10 protein-coding genes are annotated in these 12,521 nt (G+C 28.6%); all 10 read right to left on the bottom strand.

Going from position 1 to position 12,521, the window contains the following annotated elements; all coding sequences use genetic code 11:
• Positions 1-469, bottom strand: a 469-nt coding sequence (locus tag AC6CH4_RS25345) for a phage tail-like protein (RefSeq protein ID WP_498108012.1), incomplete at its 3' end; no start/stop codon positions are given.
• Between the two features lie 896 nt (positions 470-1,365).
• Positions 1,366-2,313 (bottom strand): helix-turn-helix transcriptional regulator, encoded by a 948-nt coding sequence (locus AC6CH4_RS25340; RefSeq protein ID WP_498108010.1) that lies wholly within the window; start codon positions 2,311-2,313, stop codon positions 1,366-1,368.
• Between the two features lie 1,236 nt (positions 2,314-3,549).
• Positions 3,550-4,260 carry a helix-turn-helix transcriptional regulator gene (locus AC6CH4_RS25335; protein ID WP_498108008.1) on the bottom strand — a complete coding sequence of 237 codons (711 nt, stop codon included), beginning with the start codon at positions 4,258-4,260 and terminating at the stop codon, positions 3,550-3,552.
• A 1,846-nt stretch (positions 4,261-6,106) separates the two neighbouring features.
• A complete protein-coding gene (locus AC6CH4_RS25330) occupies positions 6,107-6,901 on the bottom strand; it encodes a hypothetical protein (RefSeq protein WP_498108006.1) in 795 nt (264 codons plus the stop codon).
• A 78-nt stretch (positions 6,902-6,979) separates the two neighbouring features.
• Complete coding sequence (locus AC6CH4_RS25325) at positions 6,980-7,951, bottom strand: hypothetical protein (RefSeq protein ID WP_498108004.1); 972 nt, start codon at positions 7,949-7,951, stop codon at positions 6,980-6,982.
• A 546-nt stretch (positions 7,952-8,497) separates the two neighbouring features.
• A complete protein-coding gene (locus AC6CH4_RS25320) occupies positions 8,498-9,118 on the bottom strand; it encodes a DUF3667 domain-containing protein (protein WP_498108014.1) in 621 nt (206 codons plus the stop codon).
• 271 nt (positions 9,119-9,389) lie between these two features.
• On the bottom strand, positions 9,390-9,866 hold the full coding sequence (locus tag AC6CH4_RS25315; RefSeq protein ID WP_498108002.1) for a hypothetical protein: 477 nt from the start codon (positions 9,864-9,866) through the stop codon (positions 9,390-9,392).
• A gap of 43 nt (positions 9,867-9,909) precedes the next feature.
• Complete coding sequence (locus AC6CH4_RS25310) at positions 9,910-10,536, bottom strand: OmpA family protein (RefSeq protein WP_498108000.1); 627 nt, start codon at positions 10,534-10,536, stop codon at positions 9,910-9,912.
• Between the two features lie 125 nt (positions 10,537-10,661).
• Positions 10,662-11,426 carry a DUF2490 domain-containing protein gene (locus AC6CH4_RS25305; RefSeq protein WP_498107998.1) on the bottom strand — a complete coding sequence of 255 codons (765 nt, stop codon included), beginning with the start codon at positions 11,424-11,426 and terminating at the stop codon, positions 10,662-10,664.
• 105 nt (positions 11,427-11,531) lie between these two features.
• Positions 11,532-12,482: a hypothetical protein gene (locus AC6CH4_RS25300; RefSeq protein ID WP_498107996.1), complete on the bottom strand. Its 951-nt coding sequence runs from the start codon at positions 12,480-12,482 to the stop codon at positions 11,532-11,534.
• Positions 12,483-12,521: the final 39 nt, after the last annotated feature.

Raw genomic sequence — 12,521 nt, 5'->3', positions numbered from 1 at the left:
TTGCCTCGGTTCCTGTATATCCTCCAGCAACTGCAATTTCATAAGCTGATTTCCCAATATCCCCTTTCGGACCTTGTGCTCCTAAATTTAAAGCCTGGGAACTACCAGTACTATCAATATAATTAAAACTGTTTGTAACTGGATTAAAGACAACCACACCAATAGTTGATTTAACCTCTGATGAAGTAACAATTTTATGCCATCTATCATTATACCAATAATAAAAACCAGGCACGATATCTGCTATAGCTTCTGTATTAAAGACAATAAGAGAATTTATATTGCCATTTTTTATTGTAGCAACATCAGTTGTACTATTTAATGCTACTCTAGGTATTAAAAGTCCTTTATTCGTAGCAACGATATCGAGCTGCGAAGACATATTAGGCACAGGAGTACCTATCCCAACTTGAGCATGAGATACTGCACCAACACCAACTGTTAAGTAAATCAAATAAAGTTTTTTCATAATGTAAAGTTTAATAGAAATTATCCTCGCAAATAAAATCAATAAAACTATTAGCTATAAAAAAATACCCACGCAAGAATACACGTGTAGATAAAATACATTTCAAGTCAAATATTTCCAACACTTTGAAAATATTCTTTCTTTCTATTGAGTAGAACCACTAGGGATTTTTCAAGAAAATTATCCATTCAAGCACTAGTAATAGATACAGACAAGTAAATTTTAAAATTGTAATTAAACAAATAACAAAAAGAAACGTTAATTACAGTAAAATACAACAATTTCCTTAAGAAAAAAGGAAGCACAAAAACTATACAAAAAATGAAATTTAAATCCCTCACTAGAACACAACAGCTATCATCATTTAAACTTAATCATTTTACTAACTCAACTGTGAAGTACGCTGAAATTATTTCTGTAATCAATAACTTTTTAATGATACAACTTACTCTTTACTGTGTAAAAAGAAATACTAATAAACCAATTGCTCTATCGCCAAATTCTTTATACTTTTTTGTTTTATCAAGATAATCATATAATAATATACTTAAAAGAAATTAAATAGCTGTACAAAAAACTATCATCTTTTATAACGCAGTACAGCTATCATAAAAAAAACTTTTGCAACTCACACCACAAAGGCTCTTTTGTTACATTTCTTTAGCTCTCCTTTTATTCGAAGATGAATTGATTTATCACCCTCCCGATTCTTTACGATTTTACAGAAATACATCTGTCATTTTGTAGATAAGGCTATTCCTCTAAATGTATCTCCTATACCGTAAGATATTCTAACTAATTTTAGAAATTCAATTTTTAATTTTAAAATCTTTTCCAAAATCAAAATGATTTAACAGCCTAACCATAAGAGATTTTTAAAAAACACAAATAAGAATTTACAAATTCATCATCCACATATTAATATCATCTTCTTTTGGAATACCGCTTTTTTTTCTAATTCTGTACTTTTTCGCTTCTATTGCTCTTACTGTAGAACGGGTAAAAGTAGCAATTTCTTTCGTAGAGAAGTTAAGTCTTAAGTACGCACAAATCTCAAGCTCATTAGCTACAATATTAGGAGATATTTCAATTATTTTTTCACAAAACTCAGGATAAAATTCCTTAAATTTTGGAAGAAATAGCGATTGATGATTAATTGCTAGATTAATAATTTCTTTTAATTCTTCAGTTCCAGCTTCTTTTTGCAATCTTATTGTTTGTAGTTTTTTTTCATTTTCTTTATTTTGTTCATAATACTTTATTAAAACTGTTTCTTTTCTAAATAGAAAATAAACATTTAAAATTAGCAGCAATACAACATTTATTACAACAATATTAAAAATTTGGCGACTCATTTTTTCTGTAATATCAGGATTAACGAACAAACTATGATTTGTAAAATAATTAACAATAAGCTCTGTAAAAACAAAAGAACAAATCAATGCAATTTCACCTAAATCCTCTTTAAAATCATACACAAAAGGTAATGATAAAATTAAAGGTATGTAGTATAAACTTATACCTGCATCAAATCCAAAGGAAGAAGTAGAAAAAAAGATTATCAAACTTGCAACAATTTCAATTATCGTTATTTTTATTTTCAATACTTTGCTTTTCAAGTTCAAATTCAAATTTGAATACAAAGGAATTAAAATGCACAAAAAAATAATAAGTGACCTAAAAGCAATTATCGATTTAATTATAAAAAAATTAAATATCGAGTGCTCCACGACTATCAATACTATTAAAATAGCATAGCTATTCAAGAGCATTTTATGTTCGATATCAATTTCATTATCTAATTTTTCAGTACCGTAATTAATAAGTAGTTTTTTAATTCCCATTTTTCTTTTTTTAGTTAAACAATTAATTATTTAGAACAGAATAAGTTTACAAAACAATTGAACTTTCAAAATAGTTAATACTTATAAATCAATTCAATTAAGTTTTCCTAGTAAGGGTTTAAATGATTATCAGATAAAACAGTAATTAAAAGTCTTAAGTAATCAATTTTAATAAGTTGCATTTAAAAAAAAGTAGTTAGCATTAGAGTTTTCAACTAACATATGACACACATAAGTACTCAATCAAATTCGTTTGACTACTCAAAATTTATAATTGAACTTAAAATTGATTTTGCAGCTTCAATGATGAATTAAATGACTTCACAAAGGAACACTTTAGAAGAATTGGAAAAGAAAAAACACATGCACGAATATACACGTGTATTTCATTTTTTTTCATTACTATAATTCACGAAGCATTTAACCAAGTACTGAGTACTATTAAATGTTAAAATGGATATTGAAAGAAATATCTAACTAAAAAAACTTATTCTAATTAAAAAAAATATTACTTTGAAAGATATTACATTACAAAAAAATCAATATAGTTCCCTCCAAAAATATTAAGACAAGAAACAAATTAACATCTGTAAAAAATCAGATCATCTGTTTTTTTCAAAAAAAAAAAACGTCAACCTTTCTTCTTAATAAAGTATGAAAAAAAGGAAAATTTAAAGAAAAGCGAAGGAGTTGGAATTCAATCTAATTTTACTTGCTCAAAGTCATAGAATTTATCTCTACTTTTATATTGTTCTATTGAATACAATGATTGAAGTAATAAACATTGATGAGATATTTGGTCAAAAGAGGATATTCAATATTGAAGTTGAAAAGAATCTAAAGTAAAAGTAATAGAGATTAAAACATCAACTAATATAACACGATTCGTGAAAGCGTCTACTACAGTAACCACTTTTATAAAACATAATAAGCAATATTGTATGTGTTACCATTTTTACATAAGCGGAAACTTATCCCATTTGTACAACCACTACTGATACCTACTGATTTCTTCCAATATAAAGTGCTCAGGCAAATCTATTTAAAAAACATCAAGGATGATAATCTGGACACAACACAAATATGGATCTATAGTTGACAGCAACCTTGATAAAATTATATTAATGTCATTATACAAGAAACCGTCCAAATTTTAACACTATGTTTCTATAGCAATACGGATATAATTTCATAGTTTATACCTTGATTGAGAATAACTCTACAAATACTTAAATTTTACAATCTCATTATCCATACATTAATATCATCATCATTAGGAATATTCAATTTTTTCCTAATTCTATATTTTTTTGCTTGAATTGCTCTAACCGTACTTTTAGTATAAACTGCAATTTCTTTCGTAGAAAAATTCAATTTTAAATATGCACAAAATTCTAATTCACTAATCGTAATAGATGGAGCAATTTTCTCTATTTTATCAAATAAACTAGGATAAAATTCCTTAAATGTAGAAAGGAACAGAGGATCATTATTCATACCTAGATCTATTATTTTTTTCAACTCATCAATATTAATTATTTTAGGAATATTTTTATCAATTATTTTATTTCCAAAAAGATTCATATCGAACAACTTGATGGCACCTTCTTTTGTACTAATAAAATAAATATTAAACAAAAGTAGTAAGAATGTATCCATTAATGAACAAACATAAAATCTACTTTTAGCATACTCAGAAATATCGAAATTACTATTAAAAATATAATCGGGAAAAACATTACAAAAAAAACAAAAAATCATTACACAAAATACAACAACAATATTTTTCTTATCTTTTTTATAATCAAATAGATACGAAATTGACAATATATACAATATATATGGCAATGCGGATGTTTTTTCAAGCTCAAAACTCGAAACATTAAACAACAAATCAGAACCAAATAAAATTTTAACAATAGTCTTTGCAGAAGTATTATATTTCAACTTAGAAAATAATAAAGTAATAACACAAAATAATATTACAATCGACTTAAACGCAATTATGGGATTCACAAAGCTAAAAAATATAAAATTTCTAAATTGGATTAATGTTACTAACAGTAAATATTTATTTAATAATACAATATGTTCGAATCTAAATTTATCATTAATATTTGATGTACCGAAACAAATTAAAATTGTTAGAAATTTCATGCTAAATAAAAAATAAAATATATGATTTAACGCCAAATGATTTGTTACAAGTTTAGTAACTCAATAGTAAAATTGTTAAAAATTACAAATTTATCGTGATATCTTAATATAAATTATTAATTTAATAGTCAACACTGTTTTTAAATCTAAATTGTAATAAAATATACATATTTCCAACAATATATATAAGATTTTTTTTAACAAAAAAAACAATACGCAACTTAAGATTTCTTGCATTTACTAATCCGTGGATCTTTCTGACAAACCAAAGCTATCGATATTTAAGAAATTGTGATAAAAACAGAATCATCTTTACTATAATAATTACGATAGCATTTAGATTGGTACAAGTAAACCCTCTGAAAACAAAATAAAAGCTATGTGGTTTTGATTTATAAAACTTTAGACGAGCAATTGTAGCACTTCCTGATATCAAACCAATATATTATTCTTGGTTCTGAATAATTGTTGCTTTAATCAAAAGAACAAAATAGTTCAAAAAGGAAATAATAATTCTAATTATGTAAATCCTGCTCACTAATAAGCTTACATATAGTTATAAAATATAATAAAAACATTAAATAAATTTCTTCTATCCAGAAAAGTATTCAGTATTATAAAAATAAACAAAAGTTTTTTTAATTTATCTAAGTTCTGTAGTGTAATACCTTCTTTTGACTTTACGTGATTTATTGCAAGATTTGAAAAACAGTTTTTTAAACATTAGCGAAGTTAAAATCGACAATTTAAAACTTTTTATATTATTTTAAATCTTTAAGATACTTAGATATGTGTATCTTTTTTAACAATATTTCATATCCCATTCTGTGTTTAGAATGAGAAAAGGCACGTTCAATAACTATATTATATCACCTATACAGTGACCTTTAATAGTATTCACCAATGGAAATTTTAAACTTTGCTAAATTAATGCTAACGTAATCTTACTTTTAGTTGTACTAAAAAATTATGTTTCCAGTAGTTGTTCGTCATAGAATAAATTCGCAAAACTCAAAAATAGAGCTCACTTAATTTTGCAATACTGTATCAAGTAAGTAAATTGAAGAGTATAATTTGTAATAAGTTCTATCTAAATAGCAAGTGAGTTGCGAATTAATGTTGGATACATTCCTATAAAAAGAAGTATTGAACCAGTTACAATAGACAGAATAATACCTACTGACTATTTTTACAGCAAACTAACAGAGCTGTAAATAAATTATTTGATCTTCAAGAATAGATTCAAAAAATAAAACATAATCAGATTCTAAATAGATAACAGTTTTAATTAAGTTTAAATCATTTCAATTTTCTATAAAATCTCTTTAATTCTTCTTTCGATAAATTACTAAATATAAAAACCTTGTTTTGATTTAAAAATTAAACCAATTATTAATTCATGCATAAAAAATTATTGCTCAATAAATCATAACTATTTAGTATTGTTGAGAGCTTTTAAATCAAAAATTACAATTGGATTATTATTGATCCAAGTTAGGAAATACATTTAAAAAATTTCACTAAACTAAAATTTCCTCTTTTTAACTCTTTGATAAATTTTCACATCACAATGTATGATAAAAAATTTTTTCAAATTTTTTATCATACATTGTTTTTACCTGATACAATAATTATCTTAAAAATTGAACCCAAATTGTACAACTGGGCCAAATGTATCTATATCATACATAAAATGATTTTTACCGCTTCCTTTGTCGTAATCCATTCCAATTGCTCTATAACCTCCTGTAAGCTGAAAAAGCTTTGAAAATCTATAACCTGCGTACGCCTGCAGCTGCCATGCCAAATCAGACCCAATTCCAAATCCGCCAATATCTGCTCGCAACTGATAAATAAAATTACAGGAAGGATCACTTCTATAACGAACTATTAATATTGGATCAATCCAGGTCTCCGAAGCTGATTTTTTAAGTGCTTCGCTGCCTCCAACCACATTTCGCATTAGGTCTAGCCCCATATACATGCTATTTACCCTTAAACCAACACCAGTATCTAATTTAGGTAGTAACTTGTGCATTGACGCAAGCTCCCAAGCAAACTGTTTTGCTTCTAGCTCGCCGCTTTGAATTATTGTTCCTGATTTGACTCCTTGTTTCAGGCTCATATAAAGCAGGTCCGATGAAAAATACCAATTATTATGAGAAGCTTCAAAATACAGCATGGTACCCATATCAAGCTGATCGAGAATAGCACTTGGATCAGCTTCAACCTCTACTTCCGGTAAAGAAGATACTGCTGTTGTCCCACTCATATTTGGAAACATTACATAAGGTTCTAATATAAAATCCCATTTGCTTTCTGGTTTTTCAACTTGCTTCAAAATACTTTGTTGAGCCATAACATTTGTTGTAATAAATATCAAAACAAACAAAAGATATTGTCTAAATAATCGTATAAATTCAGTTTTCATAATCATCGATATAAATATATTCGTATTAATCTTTTATTATTTGTAACACCAAAACCAAAAAACTTTTAAAACATTCTTCTACCTCCTTCTTCCACCTCTTGTGCCCTTAGTTTGGCTAATATTTTGAGAAGCACTACGATTTGTTTTCGCGTTATTTGTTTTGCCTGCCATTGAGCTTAGCAGGGGTTGATTTGTTCTATTTGTAGTTGGAGCAGGTGTGTGTGATATGTTTTGATTATTTGTTGCTGTATTATATCTCCCCTTGGAAGTATTAACATTTACAGTTGTAGATTTCATTTTAGTTTTATTGTAATTGTTATAAACATTATTATTGTGTATTACAACAGTATTTCCTCCATGATAATAATGCCCCCCATAATAACCTCCATGATGATAATAATTGTTATGTCGATAAACTCCTACTGTAATTACAGCAAATGCTGTAAAATATGGAGGATAAAATCCATAATGATAAGGAGGATAATACGGTACATAAACTGGAGAATAAATATATTGAACTATTGGAACCGTTTCAACCACGACCACAGTTGTCGCTGGAACACTTACAGCTGCCGGTTCAGTACCAATATAAGCAGGATTTGCAGTTACTGCTGGAGAGGCTGTTTTAGCAGGTTCAATAATGTAATTTTTTCCATACAAATCCTCGTCACCGATAATCTGTATAGTCAGCTTGCTACTTTTATCTTTATCAACAATAATAACGGCGATATCTTGTATTTCTGTTTTACTAACCGCTGTCTTAAGTATAAATGCAAAAGATTCTTCTTCTTTTTTAGTGGTCACTGTTATAAAATCAACTTTTTTATCCAGATTCAAATCCATGTTGTTGATTCCGGTCTTTTGCTCGTTTAAAGATTTTTCAAATTCTTCTATTGTTTTTGATTTTTGAAACAAGGTAAGAACAGCATACAAATCGAGATTGTCTCCAGGTAAACCAAGCTCTTTGGCATCCTTTTCAGACTGAGAAAAAACGCATTGGCATAGCAAACTTATTGTTATGACCAAATAGGGTACAAAAAAAATTTTCATAATACTAGATGTAATTGTTATTGCTAAATAATTTGTTTCACATTTTACTTTTGTACAACTTTTTGTGAAATGTTAAAATTGGTATTTGATTAAATCTTATCGGTCAGCTTCAACACATTATGCTAAAAATTAAAAACACCACAAATGGCAAGATTACCAATATGTAGCCAAATTATTATATTTTTATCGGCCTATGCCCAACTGAAAACCTAGTAGAAACATTGATGAGAAATATTATGTGAATAATAAACAGAGGATTGCAATAGGTATGCGGAATTCAAATATAAATGACATTCTGTTATTTAAATCTAACTTAGAACGTTAAGCCATACATCTACAAATGAACCTAACAAATGATTATTTATCTGCTTTGTATGTATAAACCAAATTGCTATTCTGTAAGCATGAAAGGATGAAATATACAATAGAAACACAAATATCCTAATTACATGTAATAAACTGCTATTAACATATTCTGTGCATTAAACCAAGTATCATATCAATTAAAAAATATTCAATAACTTTTTTGCAGTTACAACTCTGCTACTACAAATTTTCCATAATTGATTTGGAAATCCTATATTGGACAACTGCAAATAATAGAATGAGCTGAATTATAATTTTAAAAATCAGCATATAATTAGGCCTGGTATAATATAATTGATAGCGTACAAAAAAAAGATAGCTATAAAAAATGAACAGGATTATATATCTTATTTCAAAACTACTTTGATACTGAGCGTTAATATAATTCTGTAGGTACAAAAAAGGAATTGACAAAATTAAGAAAAACAACATTTCACCAATTTGAAAAGCATTCGAAACAAGTAATTCAGGAAGTGTATGTTTTTTCCTGTGGTAAAAAATAAAGTCTGTCAAGGTAAGAAAAAAAAGTATGACAGTTCCAATTATTGTAAAGTGTTTATGTGCAAAAACCGGATTTATTTTCTCTATTGATTCGGTATCAACTTTTTTTGCAATTAGATTTATATGAAAAACAGAAAAAAGTAATGATGTAATTCCGCCTAAAAGAATTAGAAAGAAAAATGGATTAAAGTGGAAACCGCGTTTTCCATTAAAATAGTCTCGTATCGTTTTTCCTGGCCTTAAAAACATTTCATAAACTGTCTTGAAAAATCCCCTGTCCACATGAAAAAAGGCATGCATTGCATGATGTCCTAGCTCACTCCAGGTAATCCTACCTGTGTTGGCTGGCTGTCTACAAATCGGACAATAAATACCCATGAAATCTGTCTCGCAATTTTTACATATTGTGTAGTTCTTCATAATAAGGCAGAAGTTATTTATTGCAGTATTATTTTCAAAAGAAGCATCCTTCCATTTTGTTATAGGGTTCTGTGTATGCCTGAATTCCAAATGATTTTCAAATAATTATCAGGCCTAAAAAATATTATTTAAGGCCTGATAATTGTTACTGTTATTCTGTCTTACTCTTATCCAATTCGTCGATAAAAGGAATAGACTCTTGAATTTCAGACCTTACAGTCACCTGCAGATATTGTTCAAGTTGAACAAATTTAGCAGCATTAATACCTCCAATTGCTTTTTTAACCTTATGGAACGTTGAAGACAAAAGTTTTTCTACCTCAAGATTATTTTTTAGGTTGGCTTCAGTCAATTCCACAGCTTTCACATCATCAAGTGTATCGTAGTTATCAGCATAATCCTTTATAATTTGGATTTTTTTCTGACCAAGTACTTTTCTATCTCCTTCATATTTATCATACACAGGTTGAAATGACGCAGTTTCAACTGCATTTAAATTTAAATATTGTTTGACTACATCAGCCTTAGATTTACCGTATATAGCCTGAATAATGGCTACATCATCTTTTGACTGAGCGTAACTTACTGCTGTTAAAGCAAATACAAGTAATAAAAGGATTTTTCTCATAATTTAATTTTTTAATCTGTTAAAATTTATTAAAGGGTTTTGTTTATTTACTTACTTTTTTCTTAAAATCGTAACTTAATGATGCTCCTAAACCAAACTGGTAGGTAGATACATAATCGGTTACCCCGACAAGTCCATAGTATGTCCAGTAATAATCATTACCTACTGCTGCCGACATGGATTGCAGATATGCATTGAGGTTGATTGATAATGGAGAGTTCGTTTTTATTTTGACTCCACCTTTAATTTCCCACGCAAAATAAGTTCCGCTGCCACTTTGTGGAGTTTCAAGAATTGAAATACCTAAACCTGCCCCCAAAAATGGCTGCATTTTTTGAGATGTTGCACCAAAATAATGGGTATAGTCCGCCAATATATAATTTATGGCACCCTTATCATCACCTGCGTTAAGCTGTGTTCCTAAAGGTCCATATAATGGCAATTTAGTATCCATTCTGTTGTATTTTAATTCTATAGAGCTATTCTCTATGAAAAAATATTCAAGACCTGCTCCATATTCAAAACCGTCTTCGACTTTCGCATATGAATTATCAAATTCTACTTTGTCTGAAAAGGTGTAGCCTCCATATAAATTAAAGAGAAAAGATCTTGAACTTTGGGCAAAAGCTCCCAGTGAGCTTAAAAAAAATACAAATAATAATTGTTTCATTTTCATAATTTTAATTTTAATTGGTTAATATTTATAATTGATAATGAGCTGTAAAGCATTCCTTGTTTCTTAGATATTTACTTTTAAGAGTTTACATTTCGACGTGGTGTCCCCTACTTTTCTATTTATTCCAAAATTGTCTTTTTCTGAGCCATTGATTTAATTAAATTGGGTAAAAAATCATTAAAAACAACACTTAACTGAATCGCATTAACTAACTTATTTACAGGTTCTCTGGGCATAATTTCATTAACATAAGAAACTTCAATCTGCGTATTACTATTCAAAAAATAACCTACCCCTAAGGTGGCCCGATTTCTATCAAATACATCAGGGCCACTTACCTGACTTTTACTCTTAAAAAACAATTCATCTGAAAGAAAACCATAGAATGTATCCATTGTGTTTTCATTATTTGTAAAGCAATAAATTGTCCTTAACTGAATTCTAAATCGCATTACTGTTTCAAAATATCCATTGTCATTATACAGATTACGGTCTTCAAACCTCCCTCTTACATTTAATTTACATTTCCCTTCCTTCATTATACGGTACATTCCCTGAACTGCCATTCTAATTTCAGGAGCTTCTCTTTGATTTATTTCCGGAACATTTTTATTAGAATAATAAGCATAAAAAAAAGAAATTTTCCATCGCGCGTCTGGTCTGTAATGCGCCCACAATCTACCATAAGCCTGTGTTAAATTGCAAAACATATTACTATCGTCACCAGTACTACTTGTTGTTAATCCAATATTAAGTTCTAATACCCACTTCTGGCTTAAATCTTTGGTAAAAGCATACTCATTCCAAAATTGGTTTAATTTATCTGTTTGGGCATACTGATTCAAGGTAAAGACCAGTAATAGAAAAACAAGTACTCGTATCATTTGTAATATCACATTTTTCTTTAAAAATTTATTTATGTCTAGAACATACATATAACTTAAAAAACTAACTAATTTAATTTCAAACTGCTTATAGTATAATTACATTTACTCAAATGGATTTCGTTTCCCCAAAGCATATGAGACTGTCAATAAAGGACCATTATATCCCCATTTAAGATAACCGTCAAGTCTATTTTTCACGACATCCACTGTGAAATTCATCCCGTTGAATCCCAGAGAAAGATCCAAATCACGAAGAACCTGATACATAACGGCTAAGTTATAGCTGACTATTTTTCCTTTAAAATCATTTACTTTAATTGAAAAGTAATTTAAGTTACCATTGACAACAAATTTGTCTGCAAAGGAATAGCCTCCCCAAATACCAACATCTGGCAAAGGAGCAGTAAAATTAAAACTGTCAATATAACTAACCTGTGAAGTTTCTCCTGCCAGTTTGATTCCGATATTAGTTCCCAAGGTGTGTGTTCCTATCATAAGCCCCAATTCATATTTTGGCTTTAGCAAAAATGCATACCCATATGAGAATAAATACATATTAATTTTAAAATAAGAATTTACACTTGCATTGACAGGATAAATATGATCTCTAAACTCAATCTCTTTTTGCAATTGATGTATTGTACTTCGATCGAGATGAAAATATCCCAAATCAAATCTCGACCTGTGGGAAGCACGCCATTGCAAACCTCCTAAGAATGTAGTAGTTGTTTTTCTAAATCCCATATTATCTTCTAAATCGATTTCAGTTCCAAATGAATCGTCATTGCTCCCAACCCTAATTTTAGTACTGTTAACCGGTATAAATAATCCAATTGTTGCTTTAAAACGTCTTACAAACCAAGGTGGAGTTGGTTTTGACTTTTTATACAAATACAAATCATCATTTTGATTCTCTAAAGAAAAATTTTCTTCATTAGTATCCTTTATAATTTCAGGCACAGCCATTATTGCAACTTCTTGTGAAAAAGTTATTTGAGACAATAAGGCAAATGCCATAATTAACATTCGTATAATTATCATTTTGTAATTCATGGTTCTATTTTATAGTTTTTCACAATTTGAATTAGATAC

Source organism: Flavobacterium sp. GQ95, assembly GCF_059758655.1.
Note: the sequence above shows the minus strand (reverse complement) of the source record. Positions and strands in the feature narration are given on the sequence as shown.